At 67.3% G+C, this 19655-nt stretch carries 15 protein-coding genes, 1 rRNA gene and 1 other annotated feature (1 of these 17 only partly in view); of the genes, 12 read left to right on the top strand and 4 right to left on the bottom strand.

Features of this window, described 5'->3' with window-relative positions:
* Positions 1-150 (top strand) — a sequence feature (23S ribosomal RNA rRNA prediction is too short); it begins 138 nt to the left of the window's first position.
* A gap of 158 nt (positions 151-308) precedes the next feature.
* Positions 309-424: ribosomal RNA gene (rrf, locus tag KGQ91_RS02580) — 5S ribosomal RNA — on the top strand.
* A 234-nt stretch (positions 425-658) separates the two neighbouring features.
* Here rrf and KGQ91_RS02575 read toward each other — a convergent pair.
* Together KGQ91_RS02575 and recN are read right to left on the bottom strand one after the other, a co-directional pair.
* Positions 659-1330, bottom strand: a complete 672-nt coding sequence (locus KGQ91_RS02575; protein WP_163650485.1) for a YoaK family protein — start codon at positions 1328-1330, stop codon at positions 659-661.
* Between the two features lie 218 nt (positions 1331-1548).
* Positions 1549-3222: a DNA repair protein RecN gene (gene recN / locus KGQ91_RS02570; RefSeq protein WP_224416404.1), complete on the bottom strand. Its 1674-nt coding sequence runs from the start codon at positions 3220-3222 to the stop codon at positions 1549-1551.
* A gap of 195 nt (positions 3223-3417) precedes the next feature.
* Here recN and grpE point away from each other — a divergent pair, with 195 nt between their 5' ends.
* The 5 genes from grpE (at position 3418) to KGQ91_RS02545 (ending at position 9114) form a co-directional block, all read left to right on the top strand.
* Positions 3418-4038, top strand: coding sequence for a nucleotide exchange factor GrpE (gene grpE / locus KGQ91_RS02565; protein WP_224416405.1), 621 nt, complete (start codon positions 3418-3420; stop codon positions 4036-4038).
* A gap of 105 nt (positions 4039-4143) precedes the next feature.
* Positions 4144-6078 (top strand): molecular chaperone DnaK, encoded by a 1935-nt coding sequence (dnaK, locus tag KGQ91_RS02560; RefSeq protein ID WP_224416406.1) that lies wholly within the window; start codon positions 4144-4146, stop codon positions 6076-6078.
* Positions 6079-6167: 89 nt separating this feature from the next.
* Positions 6168-7313, top strand: coding sequence for a molecular chaperone DnaJ (dnaJ, locus tag KGQ91_RS02555; RefSeq protein ID WP_224416407.1), 1146 nt, complete (start codon positions 6168-6170; stop codon positions 7311-7313).
* Between the two features lie 192 nt (positions 7314-7505).
* Positions 7506-8123 carry a LysE family translocator gene (locus tag KGQ91_RS02550; RefSeq protein ID WP_224416408.1) on the top strand — a complete coding sequence of 206 codons (618 nt, stop codon included), beginning with the start codon at positions 7506-7508 and terminating at the stop codon, positions 8121-8123.
* 64 nt (positions 8124-8187) lie between these two features.
* Positions 8188-9114: a DMT family transporter gene (locus tag KGQ91_RS02545; protein WP_224416409.1), complete on the top strand. Its 927-nt coding sequence runs from the start codon at positions 8188-8190 to the stop codon at positions 9112-9114.
* On the opposite strand, the gene KGQ91_RS02540 is transcribed toward KGQ91_RS02545, so the two are convergent.
* On the bottom strand, positions 9086-10057 hold the full coding sequence (locus tag KGQ91_RS02540; RefSeq protein WP_163650490.1) for an esterase-like activity of phytase family protein: 972 nt from the start codon (positions 10055-10057) through the stop codon (positions 9086-9088). The two genes, KGQ91_RS02545 and KGQ91_RS02540, sit on opposite strands and share 29 nt — an antisense overlap.
* Positions 10058-10183: 126 nt before the next feature.
* Here KGQ91_RS02540 and dapB point away from each other — a divergent pair, with 126 nt between their 5' ends.
* The 4 genes from dapB to greA all read left to right on the top strand — a co-directional run bounded on the left by dapB (position 10184) and on the right by greA (position 16192).
* A complete protein-coding gene (dapB, locus tag KGQ91_RS02535) occupies positions 10184-10996 on the top strand; it encodes a 4-hydroxy-tetrahydrodipicolinate reductase (protein ID WP_224420178.1) in 813 nt (270 codons plus the stop codon).
* Between the two features lie 295 nt (positions 10997-11291).
* Positions 11292-12437, top strand: coding sequence for a glutamine-hydrolyzing carbamoyl-phosphate synthase small subunit (gene carA, locus KGQ91_RS02530; protein WP_224416411.1), 1146 nt, complete (start codon positions 11292-11294; stop codon positions 12435-12437).
* A 51-nt stretch (positions 12438-12488) separates the two neighbouring features.
* Positions 12489-15719 carry a carbamoyl-phosphate synthase large subunit gene (carB, locus tag KGQ91_RS02525; protein WP_224420177.1) on the top strand — a complete coding sequence of 1077 codons (3231 nt, stop codon included), beginning with the start codon at positions 12489-12491 and terminating at the stop codon, positions 15717-15719.
* On the top strand, positions 15716-16192 hold the full coding sequence (greA, locus tag KGQ91_RS02520) for a transcription elongation factor GreA (RefSeq protein WP_163650494.1): 477 nt from the start codon (positions 15716-15718) through the stop codon (positions 16190-16192). The genes carB and greA overlap by 4 nt, the downstream gene beginning before the upstream one ends.
* Positions 16193-16316: 124 nt before the next feature.
* Here greA and yhbY read toward each other — a convergent pair whose 3' ends face one another.
* Positions 16317-16643, bottom strand: coding sequence for a ribosome assembly RNA-binding protein YhbY (gene yhbY / locus KGQ91_RS02515; RefSeq protein WP_224416413.1), 327 nt, complete (start codon positions 16641-16643; stop codon positions 16317-16319).
* A gap of 241 nt (positions 16644-16884) precedes the next feature.
* Here yhbY and rlmE point away from each other — a divergent pair, with 241 nt between their 5' ends.
* Positions 16885-17532, top strand: coding sequence for a 23S rRNA (uridine(2552)-2'-O)-methyltransferase RlmE (gene rlmE / locus KGQ91_RS02510; RefSeq protein ID WP_224420176.1), 648 nt, complete (start codon positions 16885-16887; stop codon positions 17530-17532).
* 93 nt (positions 17533-17625) lie between these two features.
* Positions 17626-19590 (top strand): ATP-dependent zinc metalloprotease FtsH, encoded by a 1965-nt coding sequence (ftsH, locus tag KGQ91_RS02505; RefSeq protein ID WP_224420175.1) that lies wholly within the window; start codon positions 17626-17628, stop codon positions 19588-19590.
* Positions 19591-19655: the final 65 nt, after the last annotated feature.

Below are 19655 nucleotides of genomic sequence, written 5' to 3'. Positions count from 1 at the left end.
CCGCTGAAAGCATCTAAGCGGGAAGCCCCCTTCAAGATGAGACTTCCCCGGGGCCTCGCGCCCCCTGAAGGACCCTCGAAGACGACGAGGTTGATAGGCACGGTGTGGAAGCGCTGCAAGGCGTTGAGCTAACGTGTACTAATGGTCCGTGAGGCTTGACCATATAACACCCAAGGGGCCTGTGTGGCCCATGGGCGAGACACAGCGCGGATACGCGCGAGTCGATCAAGACGCTTGATTGCCCATTGTTGAAGACAGGTAAACAGGGCGCTGGCCCGGCAACCGCCACCCAGCGTGCCAGAGTTACGCCTGACGACCATAGCGAGCGGGTCCCACCTGATCCCATGCCGAACTCAGCAGTGAAACCGCTCAGCGCCGATGGTAGTGTGGAGCTTCTCCATGCGAGAGTAGGTCATCGTCAGGCATCTATCCCGCAAAACCCCGGCCCAACGGCCGGGGTTTTTGCGTTGGGGGACGAGAAAAGTGGCCCTCTCTCGCAGTCTCTTCGTCACAGTACAGGCTTTCTTTCCGGCAGCGCAGTGCCTGCGTGCTTCCTTCCCCGGTCCTTTCGCGGACTCCAACCCACACCATCACCAGGCGCGCCGCTGCCACAAGGCCAGCCAGCCTATGGCCAGCCAGGTGACGGGACTTTCTCGAGTCATTCTTGCCGTCCGATACGGTACTGGTAATAACCCCGATAGCTGATGGCCAGGGCAAGGCAGATGACGGCAGGCACGGCCAGGCTCGAAAACGCCAGTCGGGCAAACAGCCAGGCACCCATGGCGCCACCGGCGATGAATCCCGAGACAATGATCAGAAAGAGCGTGGCCTTGCGTCGGTCGAAGGCACGTCCCCGAAAGGCTTCTCCCAGCATGAGCCCGAGATCGGTGAAGATGCCGGTGAGGTGGGTGGTACGCACCACTGCGCCGCTGTAGGTCGTCACCAGGGCGTTCTGCAGGCCGCAGGCGGCGGAAGCGATATACTGGCCGGCGGGATGGTGGGCCTGCAGCACGGGGATCGCGATGAGCAACAGGCCGCCCTCGATGACCAGCAGGGTCTCGTAATGGCGTCCAAGCTTCAGTGATTCGCCGCAGAGCAGGGCACCGGAAAGAGCGGCTCCGAGCAGAAAGCTGACCAGGATGCCGGCCAGGTGCAGCGACTCGCCGAATACGCCACGCATCAGCCCCGTGCCGAGCAACGTGGCCGTGCCGGACAGATGAGAGATCGCCTGATGGGCAAATCCCAGCAGGCCTACCGCATTGATGCAACCTGCCGTCAATGCCAGGACGAAGGCACCATATTCGACCCATCGGGGCAGTCTAGTGATCACGAGCGCTCCTTGAGGATATCGTCATACCGGGGCGGCCGGGCGTTGCGCCGCCTCTGCACGATTGTCGCATGTTATCGGCGACCCGTTGGTCGGTAGGCCTCGCTCTGACAGGGGCATTGCCTCGTACGGCGTTCCCGGAGCCTGGCGGTCGTCCACAAAAAAGCCGGTCGGGGATGCCCGGACCGGCTCGCGATGAAACCGAAAGAAGCGGGGATGAGTCAGTGGTGCGGCCGCTGGCTGGCGGACAGCATCTCCCGGGCATGGGCCAGGGTCTGGTCCGAAAGATGGACGCCGCCGAGCATGCGCGCCAGCTCGCGGACGCGCCCGGCGCCGTCGAGCAGCGCCATCTGCGTCTGCGTGGTGTCCTCGGCGGTCTGTTTCTCGATATGCAGGTGGTGATGTGCCTGGGCAGCGACCTGCGGCAGGTGGGTCACGGTCATGACCTGGCCGTTCGTGCCCAGCCGCCGCAGCAGCTGGCCGACGATCTCCGCCGTGGCGCCGGAGACGCCCACGTCGACCTCGTCGAAGACCAGCGTGCTGATGGTGCTGTGGGTGGCGGCGACCACCTGGATGGCCAGGCTGATGCGCGACAGTTCCCCGCCGGAGGCGACCTTCGCCAGCGGCCGAGGCGGCTGACCGGGATTGGCGCTGATCAGGAAACGCACGGCTTCCAGACCCTCGGGCTGCGGAGTGTCGCGTTCCTCGACGTCCACGGCGAAATGCGCCTTGCCCATGGCCAGAAAGCCCAGTTGCGACTGCACTTCCTCGGCGAAGGCCGGGGCCGCCTGGCGCCGTGTGTCGCCGATGCGCCGGGCCTGCTGCCGATAGGCCTCGCGGGCGGTCTCGGCCTCGGCACTCAGGGCCTCGAGGTCCTGATCGCCCCCCTCCAGGCTCTCCAGCTCGTCGCGCAGGGTGGCATGCAGGCTCGTCAGCTCCTCGGGCATCACATGATGCTTGCGGGCGATGCGGTGCACCTCGCCCAGGCGTTCCTCGACATGCGCCAGGCGTTCCGGGTCGAGCTCGGTGGCATCGGCGAGGTGGCGCAGTTCGCGGGCGGCTTCCTCGATCTGGATGCGGGCCTCGCCGAGCATGCCGCGCGCCTCGGCCATCGCGCCCCGCTCGCTGCCGGGCAGGGCCTCGAGTCGGCTCAGTGCCTGGTGCAGCAGGTTCAGCGCTCCACCATCGTCATGCTCGCAGCAGTCGACGGCGAACTGGGTGTCGCCGATGATCTGCTCGGCGTTGGCCAGCGTGGCCTGTTCGCGCTCCAGCGCGGCCAGCTCGCCCTCGGCCAGGGCCAGTTGATCCAGTTCCTCGACCTGATAGCGCAGCAGCTGGCGGCGGGCCTGCAGCTCGTCGCTGGTGTCGGCCAGCTGCTTGAGCCGGCGCTGCAGGGACTGCCAGTGGCGGAAGGTCTCGCCCAGGGCGGCGACGTCGGCACCCAGGCCGGCGAAATCATCGAGCAGGCGGCGATGGGTCTCCTCGCGAAGCAGTGCCTGATGGGCATGCTGGCCGTGGATCTCGATCAGGGTCTCGCCGAGGGCCTTGAGGTCGGCGATGGTACAGGGCTGGCCGTTGATCCAGGCCTTGGAGCGGCCGGCGCGGGTGACGACCCGGCGCAGCAGGCAGTCGTCGGCGGGCAGTTCGCGGGTCTCCAGCCAGGCGCGGGCGGCCGGCAGGCGCTGGATATCGAAGCGCGCGCTGAGATCGGCCTGCCGGGTGCCGTGGCGAACGCTGGCGGCATCGGCGCGTTCGCCCAGGCACAGGCCCAGGGCATCGAGCAGGATGGACTTGCCGGCGCCGGTCTCGCCGGTGATGGCGGTCATGCCACCACCGAGATCGAGTTCGAGACGCTCGACGATGGCAAAGTCGCGAACGGCGAGTTGCACCAGCATGGCCACCTCCTGGAACGGGAATCGGCACGACAAGGGTCTGTGTGTTTATACAGTAGCACCGGGTCCCCTGCAATCCACTGCCGCGAACCCTGCCGAGCGCCTTGAGATTGTCGCGGTCATCCCCATATACGAGGGCAATCGATCACTCCCGGCGGCCGCGGCGCGGTCGCGGGGCGACTTTCTCAGGAGAGCGACATGGCCAAAGACCCACAGACGCCGCTGGACGAGGAACTGCAACGCGCCGAACAGGGCGCCGAGCCACAGGACGAGCCGCTCGAGGGCCAGCTCGACGAGGCCGATGCCGCCGAGGACGCGGCCGCCGACGCCGAGGCGATGGCCGATCCCGAAGCGGAGATCCTGGCGGCCAAGGTCGAGGAGCTCGAGCAGGCGCTGAGCGATGCCAGGGATCAGGCGGTGCGTGCCGCCGCCGAGGCGCAGAACGTGCGCCGCCGTGCCGAGCAGGACGTCGAGAAGGCGCGCAAGTTCGCCCTCGAGAAGTTCGTCAAGGAACTGCTGCCGGTGGTCGACAGCCTGGAAAAGGCGCTGGAATCGATGGGCGAGGACGCCAGCGAGGCGCACCGCGAGGGCGTGTCGATGACCCTCAAGCTGCAACTCGATGTGCTGGCCAAGTTCGGCGTCGAGTCCGTCGAGCCGCAGGGCGAACCGTTCGACCCGCAGTATCACGAGGCCATGGCGATGGTGCCCAACGCCGAGGTGGAGCCCAACACCGTGATCGACGTCATGCAGAAGGGCTACCTGCTCAACGGCCGTCTGGTGCGCCCGGCCATGGTGGTGGTCAGCCAGGCCGCGGGCTGAACCGGCGGGCCGGCCCTTGAAAGGCGCCGACGAGCCCCCACATAGACGACAAAGACGCGGTATCGCCGCTCCGAACAGCAAGTAACGATTCTTCGAGGTGTTTATATGGGACGCATCATTGGTATTGACCTGGGGACAACCAACTCCTGTGTCGCCGTGCTCGACGGCGACAAGCCGAAGGTCATCGAGAACGCCGAAGGCGCACGCACCACGCCGTCGATCATCGCCTACACCGATGACGGCGAGACGCTGGTCGGCCAGGCCGCCAAGCGCCAGGCGGTGACCAACCCGAGCAACACGCTGTATGCCATCAAGCGCCTGATCGGCCGTCGCTTCCAGGACGACGTGGTCCAGAAGGACATCAAGATGGTGCCCTACACCATCGCCGAGGCCGACAACGGCGACGCCTGGGTCGAGGTGAAGGGCAAGAAGCTGGCTCCGCCGCAGGTCAGCGCCGAGGTGCTGAAGAAGATGAAGAAGACCGCCGAGGACTACCTTGGCGAGACCGTGACCGAGGCGGTGATCACCGTGCCGGCCTACTTCAACGACTCCCAGCGTCAGGCCACCAAGGACGCCGGGCGCATCGCCGGCCTCGAGGTCAAGCGCATCATCAACGAGCCGACCGCGGCGGCGCTGGCCTACGGCATGGACAAGTCGCGCGGCGACAAGACCATCGCGGTCTATGACCTGGGCGGCGGGACCTTCGATATCTCGATCATCGAGGTGGCCGACGTCGACGGCGAGACCCAGTTCGAGGTGCTGGCCACCAACGGCGACACCTTCCTGGGCGGCGAGGACTTCGACCTCAAGCTGATCAACTACCTGGTCGACCAGTTCAAGGCCGACAGCGGCATCGACCTGTCCGGCGACAACCTCGCCATGCAGCGTCTCAAGGAAGCCGCCGAGAAGGCCAAGATCGAGCTGTCCGCTGCGCAGCAGACCGAGGTCAACCTGCCGTACATCACGGCCGACAACACCGGGCCCAAGCACCTCAACGTCAAGATCACCCGGGCCAAGCTCGAGTCGCTGGTCGAGGAGCTGGTGATGCAGTCGCTGGGCCCGTGCAAGACCGCGCTGGCCGACGCCGGACTGTCCAGCAGCGAGATCGACGACGTGATCCTGGTCGGCGGCCAGACCCGCATGCCGCTGGTGCAGACCAAGGTTGCCGAGTTCTTCGGCAAGGACGCCCGCAAGGACGTCAACCCGGACGAGGCCGTGGCCATCGGTGCCGCGATCCAGGGCGGCGTGCTCGGCGGCGACGTCAAGGACGTGCTGCTGCTCGACGTCACCCCGCTGACGCTGGGCATCGAGACGCTGGGCGGCGTGATGACCCCGCTGATCGAGAAGAACACCACCATCCCGACCAAGAAGACCCAGACCTTCTCGACCGCGGATGACAACCAGACGGCCGTGACCATCCACGTGCTGCAGGGCGAGCGCAAGCAGGCCGGCCAGAACAAGTCGCTGGGCCGTTTCGACCTGGCCGACATCCCGCCGGCGCCGCGCGGCGTGCCGCAGATCGAGGTCGCCTTCGATCTCGACGCCAACGGCATCCTCAACGTCTCCGCCAAGGACAAGGCGACCGGCAAGGAACAGTCGATCGTCATCAAGGCCTCCAGCGGCCTGTCCGAGGAAGAGATCGAGCAGATGGTCCAGGACGCCGAGGCGCACGCCGCCGAGGACAAGAAGTTCGAGGAGCTGGTCCAGCTGCGCAACCAGGCCGACGGCATGATCCACGCGGCACGCAAGACGCTCAGCGAGGCCGGCGACAAGGCCACGGACGACGAGAAGCAGAAGATCGAGACGGCGATCAGCGAGCTCGAGGAAGCGGTCAAGGGCGACGACCAGCAGGAAATCCAGACCAAGCTGGACGCGCTGACCGAGGCCTCCGGCGGCCTGGCCCAGAAGATGTACGCCGAGCAGGGCGAGGCGGCCCAGCAGGGCGGTGCCGAGCAGGCCGACGGCGGTGCCAGGAAGACCGAGGACGACGTGGTCGACGCCGAGTACGAGGAAGTCAACGACGACCAGAAGAAGCAGTAACCACGTCTGATCCCACGGAAACCGGCGGCGCGGGAGCATGACTCCCGCGTCGCTGTTTCCGTGGCCCGACACGGAGGCGGACAAGATCCATGTCCAAGCGTGACTACTATGAAGTGCTGGGCGTCGAACGCGGGGCCGATCAGAAAGAGATCAAGAAGGCCTACCGACGGCTCGCCCAGAAGTACCATCCGGACCGCAATCCGGACGACGATACCGCGGCCGAGAAATTCCGCGAGGTCTCCGAGGCCTACGAGGTCCTGACCGACGACGAGAAGCGCGCGGCCTACGATCAGTTCGGCCATGCCGGTGTCGACGGCCAGGCGGGCGGCTTCGGTGGCGGCGGCTTCGGCGGTGCCGGTGCCGGCGGCTTCAGCGACATCTTCGGCGATGTGTTCGGCGACATCTTCGGCGGCGGCGGGCGGCGCAACCCCAACGCCCCGCAGCGCGGTGCCGACCTGCGCTACAATCTCGAGCTCGATCTCGAGGATGCCGTCGCCGGCACCACCGTCGACATCCGCGTGCCGCGCCATGTGGCCTGCGGCCACTGCGATGCCAGCGGCGCCGAGCCGGGCTCCAGCAAGGAGACCTGCCCGACCTGTCACGGCATGGGCCAGGTGCGCATGCAGCAGGGCTTCTTCGCCGTGCAGCAGACCTGCCCGACCTGTCACGGTGCCGGCCAGACCATCAAGGTGCCGTGCCGCGAGTGCCACGGCGAGGGCCGGGTGCGCGAGACCCGCACGCTGTCGGTGAAGATTCCCGCCGGCGTCGACAGCGGCGATCGCATCCGCCTGAACGGCGAGGGCGAGGCCGGCGCCAACGGCGGCCCGGAAGGCGACCTCTACGTCCAGGTGGCGATCAAGCCGCACCCGATCTTCGAGCGTGATGGCCGCCACCTGCAGTGCGAGGTGCCGATCAACTTCGTCGATGCCGCCCTGGGGGGCGAGCTGGAAGTGCCGACCCTCGACGGCCGGGTCAAGCTGAAGATTCCGCCGGAAACCCAGACCGGCAAGCTGTTCCGGCTGCGCGGCAAGGGCGTCAAGCCGGTGCGCGGCGGCCCCGCCGGCGACCTGCTGTGCAAGGTCGTGCTGGAGACGCCGGTCAACCTCGGCGAGGAGCAGAAGGAACTGCTGCGCCAGTTCCAGGAGAGCCTCGACGGCAGCAAGAGCCACCACTCGCCGAAGAAGTCGAGCTTCTTCGACGGCGTGAAGAAGTTCTTCGAGGACATGAAGCCGTAAGGCGTCTCCATGCTCCGCCAAAGACGAGGCCCCGCTCTTCGCGAGTCGGGGCCTTTTTGCGGCGAGAGCCACCGCCCTGGCGAAAGCAGTCACCGAACCGGAGGCCTGCGCTGGCGGCTGCCGTCAAGGTGCGCCTTGGCGAGCGAGGCGTTAGGCTGGATGAACCCGATCGATGCTCCGATGGAGGCCGCTGTGCACCTGTTGACGTTCGTGCTCGCCGCGCTGGGCTTTGCCTATCTACCCGGCCCGGCAATGCTCTATACCGTGGCCCAGACCCTGGGGCGCGGGCAGCGCTTCGGCTGGCTGGCGGCGTTGGGTGTGCACCTGGGCTGCTACGTCCACGTGGTGGCGGCGACCTTGGGGCTGGCAGCGCTGTTCGCTGCGGTGCCGCCGGCCTATGTGGCGATGAAGGTGATCGGCGGCGTTTACCTGCTGTGGGCGGCGCTGCGCCTGTGGCGCGAGGGGCTGCCCGCGGCGTCGGATGTCGCGGCGTCGGCATCCGCCCGGCGTGTGCTGCGCGACAGCATGCTGGTGGAGATCTTCAACCCCAAGACGGCGCTGTTCTTCGTCGCCTTCCTGCCGCAGTTCGTGCAGCCCGAGGCGGCGATGCCGGTCACCTGGCAGCTGCTGTGCCTGGGGGTGGCCACCAATCTGCTGTTCTCCTCGGCGGACATCGTGGTGGTGGCGCTGGCCGCGCCGTTGCGGCGTTGGCTGCTTGCGCAGCGCGGTTCGTCGCGCCTGGTCCAGCGCCTCGGCGCCGGGCTGCTGGCCGCGCTGGGCGGCCACGGTCTGCTGACGCTCTCGCGGTGATCCTCACCGTTTCACGGCGACGAGGCCGCAACTGTGTCTCTTGATTCCTCGCTGGAGGTCGCCGATGACGTCTAGTCGCGAGGTGGCCCGCGCCCATCTGGGCATGATGCTGTGGGCGCTGCTCGTGGGGCTGTCGTTTCCCGCCGTGGGGCTGATGAGCGAGGGGCTGCCGCCATTGCTGCTGACCGCGATCCGTTTCGCCGTCGCTGCGTTGGCCCTGTCGCCGCTGCTGTTTCATCATGCCGATCGCTGGCCGGGCCTGGCGGGGCTGGCGCTCTACGCGGTCATGGGTCTGTGCCTGGCGGGTTTCTTCGGCACCATGTTCTGGGCGGCGCACCGCGCCACGGCGCTGTCGATGGCGACGCTCTTCGTCAGCGTGCCGCTGCTGGCCTTCGGCCTGGGCCTGATGTTTCGCGTCGAAAGCCTGGCCTGGCGGCTGCCGGGGGTGCTGCTGCTGGGGGCGATCGGCGCGCTGGGGCTGGCCTGGGCGGAATCCGGCGGGCGGCTCGACGGCATGCGCTTCGGCATCGGCGAAGCGGCGTTCTTCGTGGGCTGCGTGGCGTCCGCGCTGTACCCGGTACTCAGCAAGTGGGGGCTGGCGCGGGGCTGGCTGTCGCCGCGCGCGGGGCTGCGCACCTTCTGGAGCCTGCTGGTCGGTGGTGGCCTGATCGGACTGCTGGGCCTGATCGGCGAATCGCCGAGTGATCTTGCGGGCATGACCGTCGGTGACGCCGCGCTGCTGGTCTATCTGGGGCTATTCTCCAGCGGGCTGACCTTCTGGCTGCAGCAGCGCGCCACGGCGGTGCTGACGCCGGCCGCCGTGACGGCCTACGGCTATCTTGTGCCGTTCGTGTCGATGCTGGTGCTGTTCGTGCGCGAGCCGCAGCACATCGGCTGGGAGTGGCTGCCCGGCAGCACCCTGGTGCTCGCGGCGATCGCTTTGCTGCTGCGCCGTGATGCGGTCAACCGTCGGCTGCAGGCGGCAGCGTGAAGCAACTGAGCAGGGTCTGCTGAAGCACGCTGAAGTTGTCGTCGCTGACCATCAGGTAGCGCCGGTCGCCAAGCGCGACGAGGCCCTCGAAGTTGTCGACCCGCCAGCCCTCGCCGCTCGACAGCCGGGCGAGGTCGGTGACCGCCACCTTGCCGTCGTCGCCGAGGTGGGCCCGCCGCAGGCTGATGACCAGCGGCGCCGGCGGAGCGAAGGCTCGCTCCAGGGCCAGCAGGTCATCGCCCTCGGTGGCCAGGTCGGTGAGCGCGCTGCCCGCCTCGTCGGCCAGCGGGTAGCGCCATTCGCGGCCGCCGGCGAGCGAAAACAGCCGGGTGACGCCGGCGTCGCTGCCGGCCGGCGGGCTCTCCAGGCCGACGATTACCCCGTGGTCTTGCGTCACGGTCAGCGCCTCGGGACCGGTGTTGTCGCCGGCGCCGCGCAACCCGGTGGGGCGCAGCGGCGGGTCGAGCGCGCGACCGTCGGCGGAGAAGCGCTGCAGGCGGGTATCGCCCTCGAAGCCGATCAGCAACCGTGTATTGCCCGGGGCGCCGTCGTCGGCGCGTTCGAGAATCAGCGATTCGGCATCGGCGGCTTCGGTCGGCAGGGGGTGGCCTGCAGTATCGCGAAGCACGTGGCTGGCGAGCGGGACCAGGCCGGTGAGCGTGCCATCGGTAAACTCTAGCCGCGCGCGGTGCACGCGACCGCGGTCCGAGAGCAGGTAGAGCTGCGCTGCGTCGGCATCCCAGCTCAGCGCGGACAGCCCGCCCAGCGGCGTATCGCCGAGCCAGGCTTCCGGTAGCGCTAGAGTACCGCACCACGCCACGTGCACGGGCCGCTCGTGCGTCTGCGTCGTGGCGAGTGAGGTGGGGCGAACCCCCGCGGCGCAGCCGACCGTCAGCAGCAGGCAGGCGGTGATGAGGAGCGGGCGGCGATGATAAGCAGGCATGGCGGCTCCGGCGAGGACGTTCGTTCAGCGTAGGAAACGGCGATGGCGGTTGCATGACAGACGCCCTGACGGTGCGTTGATATACTGCGCCACATCGCCATTTCGACAGTTGCGCAAGGAGTCTGCATGTCCGTCCCACGTATCGCCATCATGGGTGTCGCCGGCCGCATGGGCCGCACGCTGGTCTCGGCCGTTGATCAGGACGCGTCGGCCCGGCTCGCGACGGGGATCGTCGAAGCGGGCAGCTCGCTGGCCGGCGCCGACCTCGGCGAGCTGGCCGGCGTCGGCCGGCTGGGCGTGACCGCCAGCGACGACCTGACCGCCGTCGCCGACGACTTCGACGTGCTGATCGACTTCACCAACCCGGCCACCACCCTGGCCAATCTGGCGTTCTGCGCCGAGCACGGCAAGCGCCTGGTGATCGGTACCACCGGCCTCGACGACGCCCAGCTGGCCGAGCTCGACGGCTACCGCGATCGGGTGCCGATGGTCTTCGCGCCCAACATGAGCGTCGGCGTCAACCTGACGCTGAACCTGCTGGCCACCGCCGCCCGGGCGCTGGGCGACGAAGGCTACGACATCGAGGTGATCGAGGCCCATCACCGTCACAAGGTCGATGCGCCCTCCGGCACGGCGCTGAAGATGGGCGAGGTGGTCGCCGATGCGCTGGGCCGCACCCTCAAGGAGCATGGCGTGTTCGAGCGCGTCGGCCAGTGCGGGCCGCGCAGCGACAAGGAGATCGGCTTCGCCACCGTGCGCGCGGGCGACATCGTCGGCGAGCATACCGTGATGTTCGCCACCGAGGGCGAGCGCATCGAGATCACCCACAAGGCCTCGAGTCGCATGACCTTCGCCCGGGGCGCGGTGCGCGCGGCGCGCTGGGTCGCCGGGTGCGAGGCGGGCCGCTACGACATGCAGGACGTGCTGGGGCTGGCCTGACCCGCCCGGTCGCATCGTGGCCAGGGGTAGCCCGGACTGCGAAAATCGCGTAGAATCCAGTCAATTTGGCCGGGTGAAGGCGACCAGCAAGGCCACGTATGCCGAATCGATGACAACAAGCGGGATGAAACCGTCTCTACCGGGTTTCGTCCCGCTTTTTTACGACCTGCGTGTCGAGATCGGCCGGCTGCGCGTCCTGTCCCCACCCGCCTGATTGATCCCTCGAACGGCAGCCCGCGTGGCGGTACGGCTGGGCAGGCACCACGATTCACGACAAGCAATGGAGGACGTTGCGTTGAACAGACCCGCGATACTGGCCTTGGAAGATGGCAGCGTGTTTCAGGGTAGCGCCATCGGCGCCGATGGACAGACCAGCGGCGAGGTGGTGTTCAACACGGCCATGACCGGCTATCAGGAAATCCTCACCGACCCCTCCTACACCCGACAGATCGTCACCCTGACCTATCCGCACATCGGCAATACCGGGACCAATGCGGAAGACGTGGAATCCGGCCGGATCGCCGCGGCAGGCCTGGTGATCCGTGACCTGCCGCTGCTGGCCAGCAGCTTCCGCAACCAGCAGTCGCTCGACGACTACCTGCGTTCCCAGAACATCCTCGGCATCGCCGATATCGACACGCGCCGCCTGACCCGCCTCCTGCGCGACAAGGGCTCGCTGAACGGGGCGATTCTCGCCGGCGCCGAGGCCGAGGGGGACGCCGCCGCCGAACGCGCCCTGGCCGTGGCGCGGGACTTTCCGGGCCTCAAGGGCATGGACCTGGCCAGGGTGGTGTCCTGCCAGTCGCCCTACGCGTGGAGCGAGGGCGAGTGGGCGCTGGGGGCCGGCTATGCCGATGCCGCGGCGGGCGAGCGCCCCTTCCACGTGGTCGCCTACGACTACGGCGTGAAGCGCAACATCCTGCGCATGCTGGCCTCCCGCGGCTGCCGCCTGACGGTGGTGCCCGCCCAGACGCCGGCCAGCGAGGTGCTGGCGCTCGACCCGGACGGCATCTTCCTGTCCAACGGCCCCGGCGACCCGGAGCCTTGCGACTACGCGATCACGGCGCTCCGCGAGCTGCTGGAAAGCGGCGTGCCGCTGTTCGGCATCTGCCTGGGCCACCAGCTGCTGGCGCTGGCCTCCGGGGCGAAGACCGTGAAGATGAATCACGGCCACCACGGCGCCAACCATCCGGTGCAGGACCTCGACACCCGACACGTGATGATCACCAGTCAGAACCACGGCTTCGCGGTCGACGAGACCACGCTGCCGGCGACCCTGCGGGCCACGCACCGCTCGCTGTTCGACGGTACCCTGCAGGGCATCGAACGCACCGACCGGCCGGCCTTCAGCTTCCAGGGCCACCCCGAGGCGAGCCCGGGGCCGCGGGATGTCGCGCCGCTGTTCGACCGCTTCGTCGGCATGATGCGCCAGCGCCGCTGAGCCCCAGCCGTCTGCGTCGCCGTTCGTCACTTCTTTTTCGCGGGAATCGTCATGCCTAAACGTACCGACATCCAGAGCATCCTGATCATCGGCGCCGGCCCCATCGTCATCGGCCAGGCGTGTGAATTCGACTACTCCGGCGCCCAGGCCTGCAAGGCACTGCGCGAGGAGGGCTACCGGGTCATCCTGGTCAACTCCAACCCGGCCACCATCATGACCGACCCGGTGATGGCCGATGCCACCTACATCGAGCCGATCACCTGGCAGGCCGTCGAGAAGATCATCGAGAAGGAGCGCCCCGACGCGCTGCTGCCCACCATGGGCGGCCAGACCGCGCTCAACTGCGCGCTGGACCTCGACAAGCACGGCGTGCTGGCCAGGCACGGCGTGGAGATGATCGGCGCCAATGCCGACGCCATCAACAAGGCCGAGGATCGCGACCTGTTCGACAAGGCGATGCGCAACATCGGCCTCGAGTGCCCGAAGGCGAAGGTCGCCCATCGCATGGACGAGGCCTGGGAGATCCAGTCCGAGCTGGGCTTCCCGGTGATCATCCGGCCCTCCTACACCATGGGCGGCTCCGGCGGCGGCGTGGCCTACAACAAGGAGGAGTTCGAGGAGATCTGCCATCGCGGCTTCGAGCTCTCCAACAACCATGAGCTGCTGATCGACGAGTCGCTGCTGGGCTGGAAGGAATACGAGATGGAGGTCGTCCGCGACAGGAACGACAACTGCATCATCGTGTGCGCCATCGAGAACTTCGACCCGATGGGCATCCACACCGGCGACTCGATCACCGTGGCTCCGGCGCAGACGCTGACCGACAAGGAATACCAGATCATGCGCGACGCCTCGCTGGCGGTGCTGCGCGAGATCGGCGTCGAGACCGGCGGCTCCAACGTGCAGTTCGGCGTCGACCCGCAGACCGGGCGCATGGTGGTCATCGAGATGAACCCGCGGGTGTCGCGCTCCTCGGCGCTGGCCTCCAAGGCCACCGGCTTCCCGATCGCCAAGATCGCCGCCAAGCTGGCGGTGGGCTACACCCTGGACGAGCTGCAGAACGACATCACCGGCGGCAAGACCCCGGCGTCCTTCGAGCCGGCCATCGACTACGTGGTCACCAAGATCCCGCGCTTCACCTTCGAGAAGTTCCCGCAGGCCAACGATCGGCTGACCACGCAGATGAAGTCGGTGGGCGAGGTGATGGCGATCGGCCGCACCTTCCAGGAATCGCTGCAGAAGGCGCTGCGCGGCATGGAGACCGGCAACGACGGTCTCGATCCCAAGGTCACCGAGTTCAGCGACGAGAACCTGGCGCTGATCAAGGGCGAGCTGCAGGCCGCCGGCGCCGACCGCATCTTCTTCATCGCCGATGCCATGCGCGCCGGCATGGGCGTCGACGAGGTCTTCGCGCTGACCAACATCGACCGCTGGTTCCTGGTCCAGCTCGAGGATCTGGTCCGCACCGAGCAGGACCTGACCCGGCGCTCGCTGGCCGAGCTCGACAGCCGCGACCTGTTCCGCCTCAAGCGCAAGGGCTTCTCCGATGCGCGCCTGTCGCGGCTGCTCGGCGTCTCCGAGAAGGAGTTCCGCAAGGCGCGCCAGAAGGCCGGCATCCGCCCGGTCTACAAGCGCGTGGATACCTGTGCCGCGGAGTTCGCCTCGCACACCGCCTACATGTACTCCACCTACGAGGAGGAGTGCGAGGCCGCGCCCAGCGATCGCCAGAAGATCATGGTGCTCGGCGGCGGGCCCAACCGCATCGGCCAGGGCATCGAGTTCGACTACTGCTGCGTGCACGCCGCGCTCGCCATGCGCGAGGACGGCTACGAGACCATCATGGTCAACTGCAACCCGGAGACCGTCTCCACCGACTACGACACCTCGGATCGGCTCTACTTCGAGCCGGTGACCCTCGAGGACGTGCTGGAGATCGCCGACAAGGAGCAGCCGGTCGGGGTGATCGTGCAGTTCGGCGGTCAGACGCCGCTCAAGCTGGCCCGCGAGCTCGAGGCCGCCGGCGTGCCGATCATCGGCACCACGCCGGATGCCATCGACCGCGCCGAGGACCGCGAGCGCTTCCAGCAGATGATCGACAAGCTGGGCCTGAAGCAGCCGCCCAACGCCACCGCGCGCAGCTTCGAGGACGCCTTCGCCAAGGCCGAGAAGATCGGCTATCCGCTGGTGGTGCGGCCGAGCTACGTGCTCGGCGGGCGGGCCATGGAGATCGTCTACTCGGCCGACGAACTGGAGAACTACATGACCCACGCGGTCAAGGTCTCCAACGACTCGCCGGTGCTGCTCGACCACTTCCTCAATGCCGCCGTCGAGGTCGACATCGATGCGGTGTCCGACGGCAAGACGGTGGTGATCGGCGGGATCATGCAGCACATCGAGCAGGCCGGGGTGCACTCCGGCGACTCGGCGTGCTCGCTGCCGCCTTACTCATTGCCCGCGGAGGTGCAGGACGCGATGCGCGAGCAGGTCAAGAAGATGGCCGTCGAGCTTAACGTGGTGGGCCTGATGAACGTCCAGTTGGCCTGGCAGGACGGCGAGATCTACGTCATCGAGGTCAACCCGCGCGCCTCGCGCACCGTGCCGTTCGTCTCCAAGTGCATCGGCACCTCGCTGGCGCAGGTCGCCGCGCGCTGCATGGCCGGCAAGACGCTCGACGAGCAGGGCTTCACCACCGAACTGATCCCCGGCTACTACAACGTCAAGGAAGCGGTCTTCCCGTTCAACAAGTTCCCCAGCGTCGACCCGATCCTGTCGCCGGAGATGAAGTCCACCGGCGAGGTGATGGGCAGTGGCGCGACCTTCGCCGAGGCCTTCTACAAGGCGCAGCTGGGTGCCGGCGAGGCGATTCCGCCGCTCACCGGCGAGCGCCAGGCCTTCCTGTCGGTCCGCGACCCGGACAAGGCCGGCGTTATCGAGGTTGCGCAATCTCTGCTAGCATTGGGCTTTGATCTGATCGCCACCCGCGGTACCGCCCAGGCGCTCGAGGCCGCCAATCTGCCGGTGAAGGCCGTCAACAAGGTCTTCGAGGGGCGCCCGCACATCGTCGACCTGATCAAGAACGATGACGTGGCCTATATCGTCAACACGACCGAAGGCCGTCAGGCGATCAACGATTCTTCCGTAATCCGCCGCACCGCACTCGCCCACAAGGTCCCCTACGCCACGACGCTGGCGGGGGCGCGGGCCGTTTGCATGGCACTCGAGTACGGTAATCAGATTACCGTGCGGCGGCTTCAGGAACTGCACGCAGGAGCAAGCACATGAACAAGGTCCCGATGACCGTCGCCGGAGAGGCGCGCCTGCGGGAAGAACTCAATCAGCTCAAGAGCGTGGAGCGGCCGAAGGTGATCAACGCCATCGCCGAGGCGCGCGAGCACGGCGATCTCAAGGAGAACGCCGAGTACCACGCCGCCCGCGAGCAGCAGGGCTTCATCGAGGGGCGGATCCAGGAGATCGAGTCCAAGCTGTCCACGGCCCAGGTGATCGACGTCACCAAGATGCCCCGGACCGGCAAGGTGATCTTCGGCGTGACCGTCGAGCTGCTCAACCTGGAGACCGATGACGAGGTGCGCTACCGGATCGTCGGCGAGGACGAGGCCGACATCAAGGCGGGCAAGATCTCGGTGACCTCGCCGATCGCCCGGGCGCTGATCGGCAAGGAAGAGGGCGACGTGGTGGCGGTGCGCACCCCCGGTGGCGACGTCGAGTACGAGATCTCCAGCGTCGAGCACCTCTAGCCCTTCGGGCAGCCGTGAGCCACAAGCGTTAAGCGGTAAGAAAACACCCCCGAGACTCTGCCTCGGGGGTGTTTTGTATTTGACTTACAGCTTATGGCTTCCCGCTTACAGCTCTGAGCGAAGCTCAGTGCCGGCCGTGATGATTCTCGAAGCGGGTGATGTTGGACAATTTGGGATTGGCCCTGGGGTTCTTGCGGTAGAGCAGGGCCACCTTGCCGATGGTCTGCACCAGCTCGGCACCGCTGTCGGCGCACAGCTGCTCGGCGACCGCCCGGCGGGTGTCGCGCTCGCCGACGGCGATCTTGATCTTGACCAGTTCGTGGTCGGTGAGCGCGCGCTCGAGTTCGGCCTGCACTCCGTCGGTGAGACCGTTGTCGGAAACCGTCACGATGGGCGAGAGATGATGGCCAATGCTGCGCAATGCTTTCTTTTGTGCCTGTGACAAGCTCATGGTATGGTGATCGTTCCGGTTGGCGTGCGTGGGGAGCGGCAAGTTCGGTCGACGACGGTCGTGAGGGACTCCGATCCGGGTCGCGACCACTGAGCGCGCCATGGTACGGCGAAAGCCGAGCGTTGCAAAGCGCCCGGGCCGGATTGCCTCCCGCCAGACTTCCGCATGACACCCGCCAGGTTTCCGTTTTCTGTGACCCCCATGGCTTTGCCCGTCGGGCGAACCCCCGTTAGGTGATCGCGTGGCTCGAAACGCTTCCAGCAAGTCCGCCGCCGGCAGCAAGCGCAGTGCCGGCTGGCTCAAAGAACATTTCGACGATCCGTACGTCAAGCGCTCGTGGCAGGACGGCTATCGCTCGCGGGCCAGCTACAAGCTGCTCGAGCTCGACGAGAAGGACCAGCTGTTCAGGCCCGGCATGACGGTGATCGACCTGGGTGCCGCACCGGGCGGCTGGAGCCAGGTGGCGGCCGAGCGCGTCGAGCCGAACGGCCTGGTGATCGCCTCCGACATCCTCGAGATGGATGCCCTGGCCGGCGTCGAGTTCATCCAGGGCGACTTCACCGAGGAGGCCGTGCTCGAGGCGATCCTGGTGCGGCTCGGCGAGCGCCCGGTGGATTTGATCATTTCCGACATGGCGCCCAACATGAGTGGCATGGCCGCCATCGATCAACCCCGGGCGATGTACCTGGTGGAGTTGGCGCTCGACCTGGCCCGACAGACCCTGAAGCCCGGCGGGCGCCTGCTGACCAAGGTGTTCCAGGGGGAAGGGTTCGACGACTACCTGAAGGCGCTGCGCGACAGCTTCACGCGGGTGCTGACCCGCAAGCCGGGCGCCTCGCGAGACCGCTCGCGGGAAGTGTACCTGCTGGCGGACGGATTCAAGGGCTGAGCTTGCAACCGTGGTTGACCACCCCCATCTGTGGTGTAGTGTCAACGGCATGGGCGCGCTTGGCAGACAGATTGATGCAATGAGGGTATTCCCTTGAACGACATGGCGAAGAACCTGATCCTGTGGTTGATCATCGCGGCGGTGCTGCTGACGGTGTTCAACAATTTCAGTGTCGATACGTCACCGCAGACGATGAACTACTCGCAGTTCGTCCAGCAGGTGCAGAACGGCCAGGTCCGTTCGGTGACCATCGACGGCTATACCATCACCGGCGAGCGCGAGGACGGCTCGAACTTCCAGACGGTTCGCCCGGCGGCCCAGGACCCCAAGCTGATGGACGACCTGCTGGCGCATGACGTCAGCGTCACCGGCAAGAAGCCGGAGGAGCAGAGCCTGTGGACCCGGCTGCTGATCGCCAGCTTCCCGATCCTGATCATCCTCGCCATCTTCCTGTTCTTCATGCGCCAGATGCAGGGCGGCGGCGCCGGCAAGGGCGGGCCGATGAGCTTCGGCAAGTCCAAGGCCAAGCTGCTGACCCAGGATCAGGTCAAGACCACCTTCGCCGACGTCGCCGGCTGCGACGAGGCCAAGGAGGAGGTCGAGGAACTGGTCGACTTCCTCAAGGATCCCTCGAAGTTCCAGCGCCTGGGCGGCCAGATCCCCCGCGGGGTGCTGATGGTCGGCCCGCCGGGGACCGGCAAGACGCTGCTCGCCAAGGCGATCGCCGGCGAGGCCAAGGTGCCGTTCTTCACCATCTCCGGTTCCGACTTCGTCGAGATGTTCGTCGGCGTGGGCGCCTCGCGCGTGCGTGACATGTTCGAGCAGGCCAAGAAGCAGGCGCCGTGCATCATCTTCATCGACGAGATCGACGCCGTCGGCCGCCATCGTGGTTCCGGCATGGGCGGCGGTCACGACGAGCGCGAACAGACCCTGAACCAGCTGCTGGTCGAGATGGACGGCTTCGAGGCCAACGACGGCATCATCGTCATCGCCGCCACCAACCGGCCGGACGTGCTCGACCCGGCGCTGCTGCGCCCGGGCCGCTTCGACCGCCAGGTGACGGTGCCGCTGCCCGACATCCGCGGCCGCGAGCACATCCTCGGCGTGCACCTGCGCAAGGTGCCGCTGGGCGAGGACGTCAAGGCCAGCCTGATCGCCCGCGGTACGCCCGGCTTCTCCGGTGCCGACCTGGCCAACCTGGTCAACGAGGCGGCGCTGTTCGCCGCGCGGCGCAACCGCCGCCTGGTGGGCATGGAAGAGCTGGAGATGGCCAAGGACAAGATCATGATGGGCGCCGAGCGCCGCTCGATGGTGATGACCGAGAAGGAGAAGCTCAACACCGCCTATCACGAGTCCGGTCACGCGATCATCGGGCTGCTGATGCCCGAGCACGACCCGGTCTACAAGGTCACGATCATCCCGCGCGGACGGGCCCTGGGCGTGACCATGTTCCTGCCCGAGGAGGATCGCTACAGCTTCTCGCGCCAGCAGATCATCAGCCAGATCTGCTCGCTGTTCGGCGGGCGCCTCGCCGAGGAGATGACGCTGGGCCCCAATGGCGTGACCACCGGGGCCTCCAACGACATCAAGCGCGCCACCGAACTGGCCCACAACATGGTCGCCAAGTGGGGGCTGTCCGAGGAGATGGGGCCGATCATGTACGACGAGGACGAGTCGCACCAGTTCCTCGGCGGCCCCGGCCAGGGCAGCGGCAAGCTCAAGTCCGGCGAGACTTCCTCGCGCCTCGACAAGGAGGTGCGGCGCATCATCGACGAGTGCTACGCCCACGCCAAGCAGCTGCTCGAGGACAACCGCGACAAGCTCGACATGATGGCCGAGGCGCTGGTCCAGTACGAGACCATCGACGCGAACCAGCTCAAGGACATCATGGCCGGCCGCAAGCCGCGTCCGCCGAAGGACTGGGGCAACGACAGCGGCGCCGGCGGCGGTTCCGCGGTGGCCGAGCCCCGGCCCGATGCCGACGAGGGCGAGGACGGCGAGGAGGATCAGCCGAATCGTCGCCCCTCCGACCCGCTGGGTGGCCCCGCCGGTCACTGACCCTGACCAGTGGAAGTACAGCAAGGCGCCCCGCGGGGCGCCTTGCGCCGTTCTGGACGGCTCAT

The sequence above is a fragment of the Modicisalibacter tunisiensis genome, assembly GCF_020148005.1.
GTDB lineage: Bacteria > Pseudomonadota > Gammaproteobacteria > Pseudomonadales > Halomonadaceae > Modicisalibacter > Modicisalibacter tunisiensis.
The sequence above is the reverse complement of the archived record's forward strand: the minus strand, read 5'-3'. Positions and strand labels throughout refer to the sequence as shown.

Excerpts from the sequence above, each read along its gene's own strand:
- recN (WP_224416404.1), bottom strand. The coding sequence starts at position 3,222 with ATGCTGGTGCAACTCGCCGTTCGCGACTTTGCCATCGTCGAGCGTCTC.
- grpE (WP_224416405.1), top strand. The coding sequence starts at position 3,418 with ATGGCCAAAGACCCACAGACGCCGCTGGACGAGGAACTGCAACGCGCC.
- dnaK (WP_224416406.1), top strand. The coding sequence starts at position 4,144 with ATGGGACGCATCATTGGTATTGACCTGGGGACAACCAACTCCTGTGTC.
- dnaJ (WP_224416407.1), top strand. The coding sequence starts at position 6,168 with ATGTCCAAGCGTGACTACTATGAAGTGCTGGGCGTCGAACGCGGGGCC.
- KGQ91_RS02545 (WP_224416409.1), top strand. The coding sequence starts at position 8,188 with ATGACGTCTAGTCGCGAGGTGGCCCGCGCCCATCTGGGCATGATGCTG.
- KGQ91_RS02540 (WP_163650490.1), bottom strand. The coding sequence starts at position 10,057 with ATGCCTGCTTATCATCGCCGCCCGCTCCTCATCACCGCCTGCCTGCTG.
- dapB (WP_224420178.1), top strand. The coding sequence starts at position 10,184 with ATGTCCGTCCCACGTATCGCCATCATGGGTGTCGCCGGCCGCATGGGC.
- carB (WP_224420177.1), top strand. The coding sequence starts at position 12,489 with ATGCCTAAACGTACCGACATCCAGAGCATCCTGATCATCGGCGCCGGC.
- greA (WP_163650494.1), top strand. The coding sequence starts at position 15,716 with ATGAACAAGGTCCCGATGACCGTCGCCGGAGAGGCGCGCCTGCGGGAA.
- yhbY (WP_224416413.1), bottom strand. The coding sequence starts at position 16,643 with ATGAGCTTGTCACAGGCACAAAAGAAAGCATTGCGCAGCATTGGCCAT.